This window comes from Wolbachia endosymbiont (group A) of Acrocera orbiculus (assembly GCF_947250015.1).
GTDB classification, from domain to species: Bacteria; Pseudomonadota; Alphaproteobacteria; order Rickettsiales; family Anaplasmataceae; genus Wolbachia; species Wolbachia pipientis.
Window position 1 is genome coordinate 501,608 of sequence record NZ_OX366272.1, and the last position, 18,606, is coordinate 520,213.

The following is an 18,606-nucleotide window of genomic DNA, read 5'->3' on the forward strand; positions in this document are numbered from 1 at the left end:
AGGCGTTATAAACAAAATTTACAGGAAAAATAAGATGATACTACTCAAAAAGGCAAACAAGACGGTATCTTTCTGGCATAAGTTAGCATTCAGCTTTACCTTTCCTTGCAAGACATTTTAGAGCTATTATGTCTTACTTCTTGAAGATACAAGTTAGCGTTTTTAACCCGAATTCTGGATTGGAGATTAAAAAAAACAAGAATATCAATAGCTTATTGTTTTAGCATTTACGATAAAGCAGTAAGCATTTTAAGACTAGTTACTAATTTAGTAAAATTCAAGACTTTCAATAATTTACCTAAAATCTAATCCAGAATTCGGGTTAATAATAAAATCTTGTTTTTTGAAAATGAATTTGGTAAACTTTAAAGATGTATGTGACAATATGGTGATATATTGTTTTTAGTATTTAATAAATTAAAGTACGTACTTGATAATTTTTCTGAACGCTCTAATCAAGCTAAAATAGGTAAGCTAGATAAAATTATTCTTAGTTTAAAATTGGTATAAGGTATTAAGATGAAAAAAATTGAAATTTCAGAATTACTAAAAAGAATTTCAATCTGTTTACTATGCGTGGCAACTATTGTCTCTATCGCTTTTTTGTTTGCCTATATGCATACAATGTTGCTTAGTAAAGGGTATGAGTTAGCTGCACATTATGTTAGTGAAGCTATGCCTTGTGTGTTACTTGTCGTTTTCTTTTTTATTGCTTGGTTTATATATGATCAAATATTCAGCAAACTAAAGGAAGTAGAGCTGCCTATATCGATAGAATTAGCTGATTCAGATGATAAAAGAATAACATTTGCTGATGCTATAATTGATGACTCCTTAAAACAACGGTTGCAGATGATTTGCTGTGACCAAATGACAGAAGAAATGCGCAAGCTGTTTGGAAATAAAAGTATTAATTCACTAAGAGGTTACATATTACATGGCCCTCCTGGAAATGGTAAAACACTTATCGCTCGTGCAATTGCAGGTGAATCAAATATGAATTTCATAAGCATCTCAGGTCCTGAACTTATTGGAGTATATATTGGTCATGGTGCACATGCTGTACGCGAGCTTTTTAAAATAGCAAAAAAATATTCTCCTTGTATAGTCTTTATAGATGAAATAGATGCAGTTGCTCAAAAAAGAAGTACCGCTAATAACTCAGCTTACCATTGTCGAGAGAGTTTAACACAGTTGTTAACTGAAATAGATGGATTTAAGAGCAGAAAAGATATAATAGTAATTGGTGCAACTAACCTTATCGGTGGTATAGATCCAGCACTTATTAGACCTGGACGTTTAGGTCAGAAGGTTTATGTCCCTAATCCAAACATAGAGGTGAGACAAAGGATATTGGAACTTTATATGCGAGTGCGAGGTACAAAAACTGATGAAAAGCTAAACCTCCAAGACATTGCAGACAAGACTGAAGGCTATTCTGGGGCTGAATTAGAGCAATTAGTGAATGAAGCAAAAATTAGCGCTGGTGCGCAAAGACGGCTTATAGTGAGTGAGGAAGATTTCAGTTACGCGCTTCACAGGTTAAGTCCAGAACAAGAAAGAGATAGAATAAGGTTAGTTTCAAACGTGAAGACACAGACAGAAGTATCTTATTCTATTTAGAGTATAAAACTATCATAAATTTTTCTGTTATTTCCAAATAAATTGCTATTAATTTAACAACATACATTTTCCAGCAACAAAAAACAGCAAGCGTGAGAAGATTTTTTTTTGGAATGAGTTGGTCATGATGTTTGTAAAACTTAATTTGTACACTTTACTTACCCCCAGTAATTCTGATATAGTTACTTTAGTTAAAGTCTATAAAAGTTTATAAATGGCAACCTTAAGTGTAAGAGAAGCTTTATGCACAGCAATTAGAGAAGAAATGCAAAACGACTCTGATGTGCTTATCATGGGTGAAGAAGTTGCAGAGTATGATGGTGCTTATAAAGTAACGAAAGGATTACTGAAAGAGTTTGGAGAAAACAGAGTAGTTGATACGCCTATTACCGAACATGGATTTGCTGGCCTTGCTGTTGGAGCGGCATTTGCTGGATTAAAGCCAATAGTCGAGTTTATGACTTTTAATTTTTCTATGCAAGCTATTGACCAAATTGTGAATTCCGCAGCAAAAACAAATTATATGTCAGGCGGACAACTTGGATGCCCTATAGTATTTCGTGGACCAAATGGCGCTGCAGCAAGAGTTGCTGCACAACATTCTCAATGCTTTGCAGCTTGGTATTCGCATATACCGGGGTTAAAAGTAATAGCACCCTATTTTGCCTCAGATTGCAGAGGTCTGCTTAAAGCTGCAATTCGTGACCCTAATCCGGTAATATTTCTAGAAAACGAAATAGCTTATGGACATGAGCATGAAGTTTCTGACTCTGAGCTATCAAACAAAGATTATCTACTTGAGATAGGCAAAGCTGCTGTTATACGGGAAGGAAAGGATGTAACTATCACTGCTTTTTCATTAAAATTAATGGATGCCTTAAATGCAGCAGATTTACTTTCGAGTGAAGGTATAGAAGCTGAAGTTATTGACCTCAGAACCTTAAGACCACTTGACACTCAAACTGTTATTAACTCTATTCAGAAGACTAATAGGTTAGTTAGTGTAGAAGAAGGATGGCCATTTGCAGGAATAGGAGCAGAGCTGTCAGCCGTTGTTATGGAACAAGGATTTGACTACCTTGATGCTCCAGTTGTACGTGTAACTGGCAAGGACATCCCCTTACCTTACGCTGCAAATCTAGAAAAAAAAGCATTACCGCAAGTGGAAGATATAGTTGAAGCCGTGCATCAGGTCTGTTTTAGAAAAAAATAGTTCTTTTTTGTGTCTCCTGTTCCGCATTGGTCCATCAAAGAAGTATTTCCAGTGCCGCCTATACCACCCATTATAGCATTTCTCATAATAGTCCAAACAGGTCATAGGAAGGCAGAATCAACAGCACGAAGAAAGGATTCGAATAGAGGAATGTTTTTCCTGGCTCTGTTTTTTATAGCAAACCAATGATGCTCAATTTTGTTGAAATCTGGAGAATAAGGCGGCAGATACAAAATTTCTGCACCAACCCCTTTAGCAAGCTCGATAATCTTATCAGACTTATGAAAAGTAGCATTGTCAAGAATGACAGTCTGTCCAGGTTCCAAGATCGGTGTCAAAAATTGCTCAAACCATCCATTAAAAACATCCATATTACAGTGGCCTTCAAAGGTTAACGGAACAACTATCTTTCTTCCACTTAAGGCTGCAACCATACTGATTCGTTGAGTTTTCTTTCCAGATTTTAAGGCATAAAACCGCCGTCCTTTCTGGCAATATCCGTAGGGGTAGTCTTCGGTGTTATCAATGCCAGACTCATCTATATACACTAAGTTTTTAGGTTCTTTTGTCGCTATAATTTTCAAAAATTCAGCACGTTTTTCTTCGTTTCTTTCCTTGTATCCATATGTCTTTTTTTGCGCGTAAATCCAATTTTTTTAAGGGCTCGATAGATCGTTTGGATACTAACGTTGTTCCAAAGTTTAGCCATTTCCGATAGAGTCTTTCCTCCGTGTTCTCTGGCAAATTTGGCAAAGGTATCCCAGTCGGTAATTTTGTGATTGTAACCCCCATTTCCAAGTTTTTTTGATTGAAAGTCTCCTGTTTCTTTTCTTCTTTGCTGCCACTCCCATAAAGTAGTTCGTCCAATCTTAAATCTTGCTGCCACTGTTTCTCTGCTTTCTCCTTCGTCTAGCGCTTCCATTGCTTTTTTTCTTAAATCATAACTATATGCTGCTGGCATTCAACCTCCTTATCATCATCTATCCTTATCCTATCACATCCGGACTTTTATCGAAAGAGCTATACTTTTATGACGATAGTTTTAGCACCGAAAAATACAGCACAAAATATACCGAGTGCAAAAAGAGCTGGCCATGGCATTCTACCAAATATCGCAAGCAAAGCTGCACCTATTATCACTACGGTCATAAGCGGTCCGCCTATTCCCCAAACGTAGCCAATAATGTTACATATTACTTGAGCAGTTGTATCAGTATTAGTGTCAGCGGCAGCACTCCCAACATGAGAAAAAGAAATAAATAATACTATAAAAAGAATATTAAAAACTTTCCTAGGGTTCATCTCTATACCTTAAATTTAGATATTGCAATTATACCTAAAATACTATAATTTTTAGTAAAACTAGCATAAAGATTGAATAACAAACAGTGCCACAAAAGTAGTTGATACACAACTGCACAAATATTGTAATATAGACATAGTAAACGATATTATTCCAGTGCTTGACGCTGGAATCCAGACTTTAATTGTTATATTTGTAAATAAGTCTGGTAAGAATAAACGTTCATCTCAAATGCAGTATTTTTGTTGAAATAGCTCAACTGGATCCCAGTGGGCTTTGTTGCATAGCAACTGAAAAAATCTGGTGGCTACTGACAAAATTCATTATAAAATAGCCATTTAACCTTGAAAGAAAAAATATGCCACAAAAAATGAGGGTCAGTAACCATAGCGAATATAACAAATTTCTAGAAAAAAGAGGAAATATTTTTCATTATATCAACGAAGCCATAGAAAAGTGGTACGAGAATGGTCCAAAAATACCAGGTGGCAACAATATTTATAGCGATAAAGTTGTAATTTTGGTGCACATAATAACTTGTTTATTTAGAATAGGCCTGAGGCAAACAGTTGGGTTTATAGCAGGATACCTTGAGCAAATTGGGAAAAATTTGCAAGTTATCAGCTATTCACAATCATCAAGAAGGTTTAAGAAACTCAATATTAAGATCAATGATTGCAGAATTGATAAAAATAATATGGAAGATATCGAAATTACTATAGACAGTACAGGAATTAGTATATACAACAACACTCCTGGTCATAGCAAAGAAAATAGCGAAGATAGAAAGTATCGCAGCTATGAACAGACAAGAAAATTGCATGTAATGTTGAATACAAACAGCAAAAAAGCCATAGCTGTAAAATACAGTAACGGTGTCTACTCTGATCACTATGGAGCTTGTGATTTGCTAAAAGAAGTCGATTTTCAGTATGTCATAAAAGTACTATATGCAGATAGGGCATATGACAGAGAAAAGCTCTATAAGCTGTGTAATCAATATGGTATAAAAACGAAAATTCCTCCGAAAAACAACGCAGCAGAGCATCCAAAATTGGATTATATGCTTGATAGAAATGCCGCTATTCAGTTAATGAAATTACATGGTGAGAATGGTATAAAAAGATGGAAAGAAGAAGTAAATTACGGAAAAAGATCGTATATTGAAGGATTTTTCTCAAGGTTGAAGCGAATATTTGGGTTTAGTTTTAGGAGCAAATCTGAGATTAATCGTGAGAAGGAACTGCTACTCAAGTGTTATTTGCTTAACAAATTTACTGAAATAGGCATGGCTAAGTTTGAGATAGCTTCATGAATTTATTGTACGTTACCTACTATCCGAAAAGCGATGCAACAAAGCCATCCCAGTGTCAAGCACTGGGATGACAGCAGTCCTACGTCATACCGCCGCGGTATCTCAGCCGCTAACAAGTAGCGGGATGACGGTTGTCGTTTAGCCATAAACATTAAGAAATTTACCAAATGAAAAAAAGGCAAAAGAAGCCCCGTGGTGGTTGGCTATTTACTATGTACTAAAATATCGGCGTTTTTTTATTCTAAAACGCTTGATTAAGAGCGATTTAGCTGCTTTTAACTTGCAACTAACCTACACCGCAAGTGTTTAAGAAATTTACTAAGCAGGAAAAAAGGCAAAGAAACCCCGTAGTAGCTAGCATTCAAATTCTCCCTTGTCAATTTGACGTTTTTTGCTGTCTTAAACGCTTTGTAAGCGCGTTTCGGCTTATATAGGTAAAAACCTAAAAATTTTTAAAGACATGCGATGCACGTAGTGCGAAAAATTAAACATGAGACGCCAAATACCCTAAGTTTTTTGTCATTAACCTGCACAGATTGCGAAGATAAATAAATAGCTTCAGTTTCATGATAAGAGGGCTGGCGGAGTTTGTCAAGTAAGTTTTTTCGTTTCTAACGGTTGTTGCCAAAAACTATACAAGAAGTCTTTTAAGATCAATCACTTATCTTCAAGGCTTGAATAAAAGCATTCTGTGGAATATTTACGTTCCCTATAGAATGTAACCTTTTTTTACCCTTCTTTTGCTTTTCAAGTAGTTTCATTCTTCGCGTTACATCTCCACCATAGAGTTTAGCTGTTACATCTTTTCTGTATGGGTTAATCGTTTCTCTGGCAATAATTTTTCCGCCCACTGCCGCTTGAATCGCGATTTTATATTGCTGACGTGGTATTAGATCCTTCAAACGTGCGCATATTTCACGCCCTCTTTTTTCTGCCCTACTTTTGTGAACGATACAAGCCAGTGCATCTACGGGCTCTCCATTAATTAAAAAGCTTAATTTATCTATTTGGCTTACCAGATAGCTGGAAATTTCCCAATCCAAACTTGCATATCCTTTGGAAATTGATTTTAATCGATCATAAAAGTCAAAAACAACTTCAGACAGTGGTAATTTATATCTTAACAATGCTGTTGTTGTGTTACCAATGTAAGATAAATCCTCCTGTTCTCCCCTCCTTTCTTCACATAGAGATAGAATCTCTCCCAAGTATTGGTCAGGGACCATTATGGTTGCGGTAATCCATGGTTCTTCCACAATTTCAATTTTCGTTGGATCTGGCATATCACTTGGGTTATGAATATTCAAAATTTCACCACTTCGTGTTGTAACCCTATATATAACACTCGGTGCAGTTGCTGTTAGGTCTAAATCAAATTCTCTCTCGAGCCTTTCTTGAATAACTTCAAGATGCAACATTCCCAAAAAACCACAACGAAATCCATAGCCTAGTGCATTTGAAGTTTCAGCTTCGAAGGTAAAACTTGCATCATTTAAATGTAACTTCTCTAGAGCTTCCCTTAGATATTTAAAATCATCCGTTTTGTGAGGGAAAATGCTACAAAATACCACAGGATGCACTTCTTTAAATCCAGGAAGTGCTTCACTACAAGGTCTCTTTTCCTCAGTGATAGTGTCTCCTACCTTGCAGTCTGCTACTTCCTTCATTGAAGCAGTTATAAAACCAACTTCACCCGCTGAAAGCTCACTCGTCATAACTTTTTTAGGGGTGAAAATACCAATATTGTCCACTTGATATGTAGCATTATTAGACATCATAACAATTCTCATGCCTTTTTTTAGCACTCCATTTTTAACTCGCACTAAAATTACTACTCCTAAGTAAGTGTCATACCAACTATCAACCAAAATTGCTTGCAATGGAGCATTTACATCACCTTGAGGAGCTGGAAGTTTTGCTACTATTGCTTCCAGTACATCTTTTATTCCAAGTCCAGTTTTTGCTGATATTAAAACTGACTCACTTGCATCAATACCGATTATTTCCTCAACCTGGAGTTTTACCCCTTCTGGATCTGCAGCAGGAAGATCAACTTTATTGAGCACAACTATTATTTCATGGTTGTTGTCAATAGCTTTATATACATTTGCAAGGGTTTGTGCTTCAACGCCCTGGCTACTATCTACCACTAAAAGTGAACCTTCACATGCGGCTAAGCTTCGGCTTACCTCGTAAGAAAAGTCAACGTGACCTGGGGTGTCCATGAGATTTAGGCAATATTGATTACCGTCGTTTGCCGTATAATTGAGTTTTACCGTCTGTGCCTTAATTGTAATCCCACGTTCGCGTTCTATATCCATTGAATCGAGTATTTGATTGGTCATTTCTCTTGCTTCAAGGCCGTTACATTCCTCTATTAAACGGTCAGCAAGCGTTGACTTACCGTGGTCTATATGCGCTATTATTGCAAAATTTCTTATGTTGTTCATTGATGGCCTACTTATACTTAATTAGTAAAACCATTTTACATTTTAAGTGTTGTGAGGGCAATCCTTTATTAAGAGACTATTTACTCCTTCAACATAGACGACACTTTTTTCGAGCAGGAAATCACTTTATTAACCATATAGTTTTCATGATTATTATCTATTTTAGGCAACTCATACAGATAATTTACCATCATTCCAGCCGACTGACTAATACCTTTTTCAGAAGTATCCGCCATCCAGTTTAATTGTTTTATCGACGCACCATTGCTTAAATGAAAATGCGCCACCGGATCATAAGCATTCCCATTACTATTATTCACTTTTAGTAAATAATATGCACATAGTTTAAGCATGCATTGTTTAGTTTCATTTGTACATTCAACATTAGTTTTTAATTGCTCTGCACTTTCTAAAATTTCTGCACTAGATTGTTTTATATTTAGTTTGCCCAATAAAGTGACATCTTGGTTTAGATTGTTTTTTAGCCATTTCGTAAAGCCAGGTATTGGAGAAAGAGTTGCGTATGTTTTTATACTTTTAAACTCCTGTGATAGCTTTTCTACAACCCTTTTGATCAAAAAATTACCAAGGCTGATTCCAGATAACCCTGCTTGAGTGTTTGATATTGAATAGAATATAGCAGTGCTTGCATTACTCGGATCATTTGAAGGTACTGACTCATCTAAAAGGTGTTGAATACTATCTGCAATCTTATCCACCAATGCAACCTCTACAAAAATTAGAGGTTCGTTTGGTATCTTGTAATGAAAAAAAGCAAAACAGAGACGATCAGAATCTAGTCTGTTTTTTAGGTCGCCCCAAGAGGAAATTTTATGCACAGCTTCATATTTTATAAGTTTTTCTAGCAATGATGCAGGTGAATCCCAGGTGATTTGACGAAGATCAAGTAGATCAACATCAACCCAAGTATAGAGTATATTTTTTAATTCGCTTTCTAGTGGATTCAAGCTTCTATATTGGTTCTTTAGCTTAAGCACGTCAGAACGCATATCAACAATAAACTTAAGGCCTTCTGGTAAAGAAATAAATTGCTTTAATATTTTAGAACGCGGTGATTCAAGAATTTTTATTAAATCCTGTTCAAATTTATAGTTTAACTCGGGATCTTGGTTTTTCTTATACTCTCTAATTTTCTCATCTATTTCCGCTTTATTCGGATTAAATTTTTCTGCCAGGGTTTGTAGAAATTTTATTTTACCTTTCTCTGATAAGCTTAAGTACAAGTTACCAAGAGATACAGCGTTTTTACGTGCTGAAACCTCCCCTCCCTTTGGATTTAAGCACTCGTTCATCTTCAAGACTAAACTATCGATATCGCGACTGTTGCTTAAATCAGGACTGATGTTACCAATCCACGATCTTACAGCATCTGCCACTCCACCTAGTATTTTAAAAAAGCTTCTTACCGCCTTTTTGTCTTCAACTTTCACTATATCAGTTTTTACCAATGATTCTTTTGTCATAGATTCCCTTTATTATACATAGCTAATGCAAGTCAGGGTCATACCGCTGCGATATCTCTAGATCCCGCTAACAAGTAGCGGGATGACGAATTTGTCGTTTGTCAAATCGTCGGTAAACCCAAGTTATTTTAGCTACATATAGCTTAAGTTAAAGGAAAATTTTAGCTACATAGCAGGCACTATTACTAGATTATTAATAATTCAGTAATACAATAGACTTCTTGCACTACCTCCCAAGCCACAACTGTCATTCAGTAGAAACGAAAAAACTTGCTTGACAAACTCCGCCAGCCCACTTATCATGAAACTGAAGCTATTTATTTATCTTCGCAATCTGTGCAGGTTAATGACAAAAAACTTAGGGTATTTGGCGTCTCATGTTTAATTTTTCGCACTACGTGCATCGCATGTCTTTAAAAATTTCTGGGTTTTTACCTATATAAGCCGAAACGCGCTTACAAAGCGTTTAAGACAGCAAAAAACGTCAAATTGACAAGGGAGAATTTGAATGCTAGCTACTATGGGGTTTCTTTGCCTTTTTTCCTGCTTGGTAAATTTCTTAAACACTTGCGGTGTAGGTTAGTTGCAAGTTAAAAGCAGCTAAATCGCTCTTAATCAAGCGTTTTAGAATAAAAAAAACGCCGATATTTTAGTACATGGTAAATAGCCAACCACCACGGGGCTTCTTTTGCCTTTTTTTTCGCTTAGTAAATTTCTTAATGTTTATAGCTAAACGACAACCGTCATCCCGCTACTTGTTAGCGGGATCTAGAGATACCGCGAATGAATCGCGGTATGACGGTCTGCGGCGGTATGACGGTTCGTGGCGGTATGACGGTTAAGCAATTCGTCATCCCGCTGCTTGTTAGCGGCTAAGAGATACCGCGGCAGTATGACGTAGGACTGCTGTCATTCAAGTAGCTGAAACTGGAATGACACGTCATAAAGGAACCAGTGTCAGCTACTTGGATGATACCTTTTTTCTACTTAGTTTGGGTTATGCAAGAAGTCTATTTACTTCTTAACTTGACGCACATGATGTCTTGCAGCATCATCTACTGTCTTCTAAATAAATCATTGCTAGACATATACCACTGTGTACTTCTACGGATACCTTATTGCCTAAACTTCGATTAAAGCAAAAATTTTTTCCCGGAAAAGCAAGATTACTAAGGTGCAGTTCCCATTTTAATCCTTTAGTTGATATTTGAGCTCTCGGTATACCAAGTAAAGATATTTTAGTACTTTTTGGCAAAGAAAAAAAATGGGTAATACCTTTTTGTAAAGTGCAACCTACCATGGGAGGTGAAGGTGTGTAAAAGATACTGCCCGTACTTAGAAAAATGTTAATATTCTGTAGTATGTGATCAATTGCTCCTCCAGTAATACCCGTTACTATTGATGGCAATAACTTTACTGTTTTTAAGTGAGCCATTGCTTTAGAAAAGTCGCAATAATCTTGATCAGGTAGATATATCGTATTCAAATTAGCACGTAAATCCAGATTTACGCTATCCAAATCTCCTACTACAAGATCAGGTTTTACGCCAATTGATAGAAGCTTGTTTGCTCCTCCATCTACAGCAATAATGGGTATATCTCGTTTAAAAAACGATGAGCTCGGTATTTTTCCATTTAGCACTACAATAGAACGATATTGTTGTTGTGTACTGCAGTGCAGCACATGATCATGGTGCAGGTTTTGCATCGTAGTAACATTTTTGAATAATTGATATTATGCTAATCACTAATCCAGCAATATTGCTAAGCACCACAAAAATTGAGCTCTGGTAAAGACCATAGCCAATCCAAGACAATAAACAAATAAGATAGTTTACTAACATTAACATCGATACATCACGAGTAACTTTAGTGATATATGCTTTATATACTTGAGGTGATAATCCAATTAGAGATGCAATTAACGCAATGAAGCCGAAGCATTCTTCAATATTTATATACATACATTTTCCTACGCTTGCTTTAACAATATCAGGTTCAAAGGGTTGTACTTTATGTACTCTCAGCTTTTCTAGAGCACCCCTAATGCGTGTAATTTATAACATCATTTAGTCTATTAATCAAGAAATTAATACTGACTTGCATTTATGAAACCCAATCGGCTTCTATGCTAATTATTATCTAAACTAATCGTCGGTTGTGCATCTTGCTCAGAGATTAGGGCAACCAACAAATTATTTATCAATTGAACCTTTTGCTTGCCATCTAATTGTAAGCTTTTGTTTTTTTCAAAATGAGCTATTACTTCCTCGACAATTCCTATTGCATTTTGCACTATATGCCTTCTTGCCGAAGTGATAGCATGTGCTTGTTGACGCCTTAACATTGCTTGTGCAATCTCGGACGAATACGCCAAATGCGATATTCTTGCTTCTGTAATCTCAATTCCTGCAATATCTAATCTTTGTTGTAACATTGACCGCAATTCATCTGAAATTTTATCAGAATTTTTACGTAAAGATTCCTCATCGCTTTCGCTATCATACGGATAATTGCTCGCCAATTCTCTAATTACCGAGTCACTTTGTACAAAAACAAATTCGTGATAGTTGTTAACATTATAATACGCCTTTGCAGGACTGCTCACTCTCCAAACAATTACTGCAGAAATCTCTATTGGACTTCCATTTGCATCATTAACTTTTATTTTTTCTGTGTTAATATTCTGAAATTTTAGGGAAACTATATATTTGCTTGAAAAGGGAAGCGTTACACATATTCCAGACTTAAAATAAGTTCCAATATAATGACCAAAAAATTCTATCACTCTTGCTTCATTAGGGTCATTAATAAAAAATCCTTGAAGAAAAGTCAAAATTGAAACGGCAGCAACTCCAAGTGCAATTGTGCTGTCATATGCCAAAAAAAGCAGCGATAAAATTAATCCTAGCGCTATTAGTACAGGAAAAGCCCGAATTTGACTCAAATTTCTATCGTTTATCGTATTCTTATCCATATTGTCTTTAAACTTCTTTTTCACTTGAACTCTCTCTGTTGATCGTTTTATTTATCTTATTTACAAATAGTTTAAACTCTCTTAATTCATGATCAGGCAATTTTACTTCAGTTTTATGCGCTATCGTAAGCGGATCGATGTGTTTGCCGTTATATATAACTTCGTAATGTAAATGAGGGCCTGTTGCAACACCAGTGCTACCAACATAGGCGATGACCTTCCCCTGCTTTACTTTAGAGCCTAACTTTATATCGCCACTAAATCTACTTATATGCGCATAACAGGTTGAATATTCATTTTTGTGTTTTATTTTGATGTAATTTCCATAGCCACCATTCTTTCCTATATATTCTATCACACCCTCTGCAGCAGCGTATATGGGAGTGCCAAGTTTAGCTGCATAATCCACTCCTTTGTGAAAAGCAATTTTACCGCGAACAGGATGCTTTCTATTGCCAAATTTTGAGGATATGCGATAATCTCCATTTAAAGGATTTGCAAAAATTTCGCCATTTTTTAAGCTTATTCCTTCTTTATTAAAATACCTTTCTTTGCCGTCTTGCGATTTATAATGATATAAACTAATAGCTTTCTTGTTTATTGTCAGTGAAGCATATAAAATTTTTTCTTCAGTCTTCTGATTATTAGGCAATCTCTCAAAAAGAACCTCCAATTTACTCTTCGGCACAATGTCTTTTTTAAAATCAACACCGAAATCTTTATATATGTTGATCAATTTCACCACTGTATTTGGCGCCAACCCTTGCTCAATTCCCGTGGCAAAAAAGGAAGATTTTATGGTACTGGATATGAATAATAACCTTCTATCATGGTTGCTTTCTGTCACCTCAAAATCCTCTCCTGTCATTCCAGCGCTTGACGCTGGAATCCAGTTTTTATTATACAATCGCTTGATGTGTTCATTTGTAATTGAATTTTCTGGATCCCAGTGTCTAGGCACACAACTGTACGAACATTGCAATTTGCGGGTGGTGTCATTCCAGTGCTTGACACTGGAATCCAGCTCTTTGACTGACAATGCTGCATAGTGTGCTTGAATTTTTCTGGATCCCAGTGTCTGGGCACTGGGATGACACCCTACACACTGGAACAGCACTGCAAGATCTGTTGATGTTTCAGTAGCATATGCTGGTAAAATACAAAGCAATACAAATATTACCAGCCTCATAGCTTATCAACAAAAGTAAAATTACCTTCCACATACTGTACATCATCATTATCTTCCAGCTCTTCAACCAATGCAGATAATTTATCAATCAACTCTTTATCGCTAATTTCAATCAGATCTTTTGGCTGCCGTGAAAGACGAGCAAGTTCTGGTTCTCCGAATTTTGCATAAAAGGCATCGCGTACTTTACCAAAATCTTTTATTTCACAAGTTATAACGTGTAATCCTTCTTTGTCATTTTCCTCAACATTCAATACTTCTAATTCGATTCCATGACTGAATAAATCATCAAAATTCACACCCTCTGCTTTATAGACGATTAAGCCTACATGATCGAAAAGGTAACTAACACTTCCTGTTTCTCCTAAATTTCCACCTTTACGAGAAAAGATATAACGTACCTCAGAAGCAGTACGGTTGCGGTTATTAGTCAAGGCATGGACAATGAGTGCAGTGCCAGAAGGCCCATGACCTTCATATTGTATTTCCTCGTAATTTTCTCCAGCAACGTTACCAGTTGCATTTTTTATTGCTGTTTCTATTTTATCTTTTGGTAGATTTTCCTTGCGTGCAGCAAATATAGCAGAGCGAAGGCGCGGGTTGAGTTCGGGATCGGGCAGCCCTTGCTTTGCAGCAACTGTTATTTCTCTAATCATCTTCGTAAATTTTTGAGAGCGCTTTGCATCCTGAGCGCCTTTCCGATGTTTTATATTTGAAAATTGTGAATGACCAGCCATATTCAAATAGTTAAAAACCTAATTATATATCAAAGCATAGAAAAAGCTAAAGCAAATTTTCAAGCCTCCGGCTTGGCATCTTGCAGGTTTTCTGCTAATAACATACTTTCATACTGCTCAGCTTCTAAGTCAAGGCCAATAGCTGAATGGGCTGCTATTAAATAGTTAATAGACTTAGAAAAATATTTAGAATCCTTATAGCTTGCCATATTCTGGAAACGCTTAATTGCTGCTAAATATTCACCACGCCTCAGGTAAAATTTACCGATAGAATACTCTTTTGTTGATATATGTTCTGTGATTAATTTTGCTCTTTCCTTTATCTCGTCTACATATTCGCTGCCTGGAAAGAGATTAATGTACTCAGTGGCTAGCTCTAAAGTTTTATATGCAGTTTGCTGTCCAAGTTGCACTTTATTAATTTGCATGTAATAAGATAATACTCTTAAGTAGTATACATATGGTAAATCTTCACCATTTGAATAAACATATATATAATCATCCATATCACTTGCAGCACTGCTATAGTTACCCATATTATAGTGAGAGACCCCAGATAATAATTTTGCTTTCATTGCCCAATAAGAAAAAGGATACAAATCCTCTATCTTATGAAATGCCCTAATAGCTTGTTTATATTTTTTCTGGTCAAAAAGTTCAACTGCTTCTTCATATAGTTCAGTTTCAGTTTTTTCAAGATCATCCGCATACGATTGTGTAAAGGAGCAAATTAGGAAAATAAAGCACGTGATTAAAGTCTTATACATAAGATTTTTTTCGATCAAAATAAAGTATAGACCTAAATATTACTTAAATAAATAAATTTCTTAGGCAATAGCCGGTCCTTCTTCTTTATAACTACGGTCAGAACTACCTGCATTTCTTGATTCACCTCGTCCTTCCACTTTTGGATCTTTCAGCGTCTTACTGTAGGAATGTATAGTTAAGACCTGTACAGCCATAAAAATTGCAATACCTATCAAGCCTAAAGTAGGTCCAACAGCAGGATTTAAGGACGATGCTAATGCTATTAACATTATCCTTCTTATTAAAAATACAGAAGAACCAGCAAGCGCCAATCCGGCTACAGATATATTGCTAGTTTTCTTGCTAGATTTCTCATCAAGATCAGACTTTTCTGTTTCCTTTTTCTTATTTTTTTCATGCTTATCAATATAAGAAACAAGAGTTGCAAGAAAAGCAATTGCATTGGCAAGAAATAAAATTGCATCCTCTGCTGCTTCAAGTGAAGATGTTTCACCCATTATCATACCTACAATAACCAGTGCAGTTGTTATAGCCTCAATATAGATCAAACACTGACCTATATCAGAAATATTGTGCTCTTTTTCCTTTACTTCCTCTCCATTTTCAATAATCTCCAACTCTCGTTCTTTTTGTGCTATCTTCCTATTATTGTAAATTAAATATAGCGTACAAATAAGAGATAAGACTGTAAAAGGTAATATAGTGTGGCTTAGCGCGCCACTTATCACGCCAAGTAATACCTGATCGCTATATGTTTTTTCCAGTTCAATCGCCATCAGCAATGTAAATGGGAACATTGTTGCCAATGATGCACATTTTCTATATAGCTCTCTTTTTTTTAGTGCTAATAGTTCTTGTTCTAGCCTTTCTCTTTTGACTTCTTTATCAACTGTTGGCCAAAAATCCCAAAAAAACTCTTCTAATGGTTCAAAATCTCTTTTTTTCTTATTCTTTCCTGGAACCTTTTTAGTAGAAGAAAATTTACCACTAGGTATTTTCATAATATTAACCTAATTAGTTGTAAGTTAATATAATTATACACCTTTTTGCTTTCTGAGTCAATATCACTAAGATATTAACTACTCTTGTCTATTAACTATTTCCTAGGAGATTTAATCAATCTGTTTGATGCCGGCTAGGATATAATTATAGCCTGACCACATAGTTATAATAGCTGCAACCCATAAACAAATCGCACCTGTATATTGAATCATATAATAATCGTTCATTATTAGCGCTACTACAGCAACCATCTGCAAAAATGTTTTAATTTTTCCAGCTTTGCTTACAGGTAGACTAACATTTGTAGCTATCAGAAACTCCCGTAAACCCGAGATTAATATCTCCCGACAGATGATGATAATCGATGGTACTATTGTAAAATCATTTATCTTATGCTTATAAACTAGCATAATTATCGTTGAAACCACTATTAATTTGTCAGCAATTGGATCAAATAGCTTGCCAAACTTTGATTGGACTTTCCACGCACGCGCCAGGTAACCATCAAAAAAATCCGTAATGCACGCAAACACAAAGATTGATATTGTTATCAGGCCTGCATATTTATTTTCTATATAAAAACTTAATATTATTGCTGGTATTGCAAGTGCACGAGAAATTGTAAGCAAATTAGGCACGTTTTTTTTAAGCATGTAATATCATCTTACGTAATAGGTAAACTTATACAGAAGTACAACAGAGTTCACAAGTTAATAGTTTACAATTGAACATTTATAAAAACTCCATATACTTAAAAAATACAAGCTTAAAATATAAGGATGTAATGATGAACGATGATTTAGATAGCACCACAAAACAAGAAGCGCTTAAGTATCACAGCAGAGGTGGTAACCCTGGTAAAATTTCAATCATGCCAACAAAACCTTTATCTACCCAGTATGATTTGTCACTTGCTTATTCCCCTGGTGTTGCAGCTCCGTGCCTTGAAATAGCTAAAAATCCTGAGGTTGTTTATGATTATACAGCAAAAAGCAACTGTGTTGCTGTCATTTCAAATGGCACTGCAGTGCTTGGACTTGGTAATATCGGTCCTCTTGCTGCAAAACCTGTCATGGAAGGCAAAGCTGTTTTATTTAAGCGTTTTGCTGATATTGATGCAGTTGATATAGAAGTTGGTACAGAAAATATAGAAGATTTCATCAATGCAGTAAGGTATCTTGGGCCAAGTTGGGGGGGGATAAATTTAGAAGATATAAGATCTCCCGATTGTTTTATAATAGAGAAACGCCTGAATGAACTGATGGATATTCCAGTGTTCCATGATGACCAGCATGGAACTGCGGTGATTGTTGCAGCTGGCATAGAAAATGCTCTTGATATTGTTGAAAAGAAATTAGAGGACGTTAAGATCATTATGAATGGTGCTGGAGCAGCCGGTATTGCATGTTTAGAAATACTAAAGTCCATGGGCGCTAAAAATATAGTGCTGTGTGATAAGCAAGGAGTAATATACAAAGGTAGAAACGAGGATATGAATGAGTGGAAGGAAAAGTATGCAATTGATACTTCCGAACGTTCTCTACTTGATACAATAAAAGGCGCTGATGTATTCATCGGACTATCTGCAAAAGATGTGTTAAATGAAGAGATGTTAAAGAGTATGGGCAAAGACCCGATTATTTTTGCTCTTGCCAATCCCGATCCAGAAGTAAGGCCTGAGTTTGCAAAATCTGTGAGGCCAGATGCAATAATTGCAACTGGTAGGTCAGATTACAACAACCAAGTCAACAACGTAATGGGTTTTCCTTATATATTTAGAGGGGCACTTGATGTACATGCAACAACAATAAATGATGAAATGAAAATTGCAGCTGCAGATGCAATAGCAAAGCTTGCCCGTGAGCCAGTACCAGGTGAGATATCTGCAGTCTATGGCGGTCGTAAAATGGGCTATGGACGTGAATATGTAATACCTACTCCATTTGACCCAAGATTAATTTCTATAGTAGCTCCTGCTGTTGCAAAAGCCGCAGTTGATTCAGGTGTTGCAAGAAAGGCAATACAAGATTGGAGTAAATATGAAAATCAATTAAAATCTCGTCTTTCTAATGTTCTCATCACGCTGAATTTACTATCTTCACATATGTAATTTATTGGATAAAGTTAAAAGTGATAAACCAACCCAAACTCTAAGCCATATATGCCAAACCTATTGGTAATGGTTGCAGTTGTTGATTCAACACGTGCAGTTTCATCAACTTTACTTCCTCCACCGGCAGGAATATATCCTTCACCAGCTAGTATCTTTATTCCTGGTACAATATCTTTAAATTGGTTATCAAGGATACCAAAATAGCGTAAACCAGCAAATGCTTGAGTTTGTGCTGTAAGTTGGTGATTGATACCAAGTTTTGCTTGGTAAGCCAAGGCATATCTGGTTTTTCCTAGAAATTTAACCCTAGTTACACCTGCACCAATACCAACATATGGGGTGAATGGCATTTTTGCTATATTAAAATCACGATATACATTGACCATTCCAGCTAAGTTATTAAAACCTTCATTTTTCATCTTAAATGCAGCT

The 18,606-nt window shown here is 35.9% G+C and carries 17 protein-coding genes and 1 riboswitch; of the genes, 4 read left to right on the top strand and 13 right to left on the bottom strand.

Annotation, left to right across the window (positions count from 1 at the left end; all coding sequences use genetic code 11):
- The first annotated feature begins 519 nt into the window (after positions 1–519).
- Together OOL03_RS02470 and OOL03_RS02475 are read left to right on the top strand one after the other, a co-directional pair.
- Positions 520–1,623: an ATP-binding protein gene (locus OOL03_RS02470; protein ID WP_264707567.1), complete on the top strand. Its 1,104-nt coding sequence runs from the start codon at positions 520–522 to the stop codon at positions 1,621–1,623.
- A 214-nt stretch (positions 1,624–1,837) separates the two neighbouring features.
- Positions 1,838–2,836, top strand: coding sequence for a pyruvate dehydrogenase complex E1 component subunit beta (locus OOL03_RS02475; RefSeq protein WP_012673123.1), 999 nt, complete (start codon positions 1,838–1,840; stop codon positions 2,834–2,836).
- Positions 2,837–2,937: 101 nt separating this feature from the next.
- Here OOL03_RS02475 and OOL03_RS02480 read toward each other — a convergent pair.
- Both OOL03_RS02480 and OOL03_RS02485 read right to left on the bottom strand, forming a co-directional pair.
- Positions 2,938–3,797 (bottom strand): IS630 family transposase gene (locus OOL03_RS02480; protein WP_264707019.1). Its coding sequence is split into 2 segments (ribosomal slippage): positions 2,938–3,473 and positions 3,473–3,797, totalling 861 coding nucleotides; the frame shifts between segments, so codons are not numbered across the junction.
- A 59-nt stretch (positions 3,798–3,856) separates the two neighbouring features.
- Positions 3,857–4,138, bottom strand: coding sequence for a TrbC/VirB2 family protein (locus OOL03_RS02485; protein ID WP_264707568.1), 282 nt, complete (start codon positions 4,136–4,138; stop codon positions 3,857–3,859).
- A gap of 359 nt (positions 4,139–4,497) precedes the next feature.
- Here OOL03_RS02485 and OOL03_RS02490 point away from each other — a divergent pair, with 359 nt between their 5' ends.
- The gene (locus OOL03_RS02490) at positions 4,498–5,454 is read left to right on the top strand and encodes an IS5 family transposase (protein ID WP_253303449.1); all 957 of its coding nucleotides are present in this window, start codon (positions 4,498–4,500) and stop codon (positions 5,452–5,454) included.
- Positions 5,455–6,107: 653 nt separating this feature from the next.
- Here the strand turns inward: OOL03_RS02490 and lepA are convergent.
- From lepA to pgsA, 10 genes are all read right to left on the bottom strand, one after another.
- Positions 6,108–7,904: a translation elongation factor 4 gene (lepA, locus tag OOL03_RS02495; RefSeq protein ID WP_264339418.1), complete on the bottom strand. Its 1,797-nt coding sequence runs from the start codon at positions 7,902–7,904 to the stop codon at positions 6,108–6,110.
- 80 nt (positions 7,905–7,984) lie between these two features.
- On the bottom strand, positions 7,985–9,388 hold the full coding sequence (locus OOL03_RS02500) for a malonyl-CoA decarboxylase (RefSeq protein WP_264707569.1): 1,404 nt from the start codon (positions 9,386–9,388) through the stop codon (positions 7,985–7,987).
- Positions 9,389–10,439: 1,051 nt separating this feature from the next.
- Positions 10,440–11,096: a thiamine diphosphokinase gene (locus tag OOL03_RS02505; protein WP_264707570.1), complete on the bottom strand. Its 657-nt coding sequence runs from the start codon at positions 11,094–11,096 to the stop codon at positions 10,440–10,442.
- Positions 11,077–11,352 (bottom strand): SemiSWEET family sugar transporter, encoded by a 276-nt coding sequence (locus OOL03_RS02510; RefSeq protein ID WP_264707571.1) that lies wholly within the window; start codon positions 11,350–11,352, stop codon positions 11,077–11,079. Before OOL03_RS02510 ends, OOL03_RS02505 begins: the two co-directional genes overlap by 20 nt.
- A riboswitch (TPP riboswitch) is annotated at positions 11,341–11,443 on the bottom strand. It overlaps the preceding gene by 12 nt.
- 76 nt (positions 11,444–11,519) lie before the next feature.
- Entirely contained in the window at positions 11,520–12,365 is an 846-nt protein-coding gene (locus OOL03_RS02515; protein ID WP_264707663.1) for an SPFH domain-containing protein, read from the bottom strand.
- A 7-nt stretch (positions 12,366–12,372) separates the two neighbouring features.
- Positions 12,373–13,554 (bottom strand): peptidoglycan DD-metalloendopeptidase family protein, encoded by a 1,182-nt coding sequence (locus OOL03_RS02520; RefSeq protein ID WP_410540989.1) that lies wholly within the window; start codon positions 13,552–13,554, stop codon positions 12,373–12,375.
- The gene (locus OOL03_RS02530; protein WP_038248082.1) at positions 13,551–14,291 is read right to left on the bottom strand and encodes a YebC/PmpR family DNA-binding transcriptional regulator; all 741 of its coding nucleotides are present in this window, start codon (positions 14,289–14,291) and stop codon (positions 13,551–13,553) included. The genes OOL03_RS02520 and OOL03_RS02530 overlap by 4 nt, the downstream gene beginning before the upstream one ends.
- 59 nt (positions 14,292–14,350) lie before the next feature.
- A complete protein-coding gene (locus OOL03_RS02535) occupies positions 14,351–15,058 on the bottom strand; it encodes an outer membrane protein assembly factor BamD (RefSeq protein WP_253303695.1) in 708 nt (235 codons plus the stop codon).
- Between the two features lie 60 nt (positions 15,059–15,118).
- The gene (locus OOL03_RS02540) at positions 15,119–16,060 is read right to left on the bottom strand and encodes a hypothetical protein (RefSeq protein WP_264707573.1); all 942 of its coding nucleotides are present in this window, start codon (positions 16,058–16,060) and stop codon (positions 15,119–15,121) included.
- A 111-nt stretch (positions 16,061–16,171) separates the two neighbouring features.
- A complete protein-coding gene (pgsA, locus tag OOL03_RS02545; protein WP_264707574.1) occupies positions 16,172–16,714 on the bottom strand; it encodes a CDP-diacylglycerol--glycerol-3-phosphate 3-phosphatidyltransferase in 543 nt (180 codons plus the stop codon).
- Between the two features lie 134 nt (positions 16,715–16,848).
- Here pgsA and OOL03_RS02550 point away from each other — a divergent pair, with 134 nt between their 5' ends.
- Positions 16,849–18,171, top strand: a complete 1,323-nt coding sequence (locus OOL03_RS02550; protein ID WP_264707664.1) for a malic enzyme-like NAD(P)-binding protein — start codon at positions 16,849–16,851, stop codon at positions 18,169–18,171.
- Positions 18,172–18,185: 14 nt separating this feature from the next.
- On the opposite strand, the gene OOL03_RS02555 is transcribed toward OOL03_RS02550, so the two are convergent.
- Positions 18,186–18,593, bottom strand: a complete 408-nt coding sequence (locus OOL03_RS02555; RefSeq protein ID WP_264707575.1) for a P44/Msp2 family outer membrane protein — start codon at positions 18,591–18,593, stop codon at positions 18,186–18,188.
- Positions 18,594–18,606 lie beyond the last annotated feature (13 nt).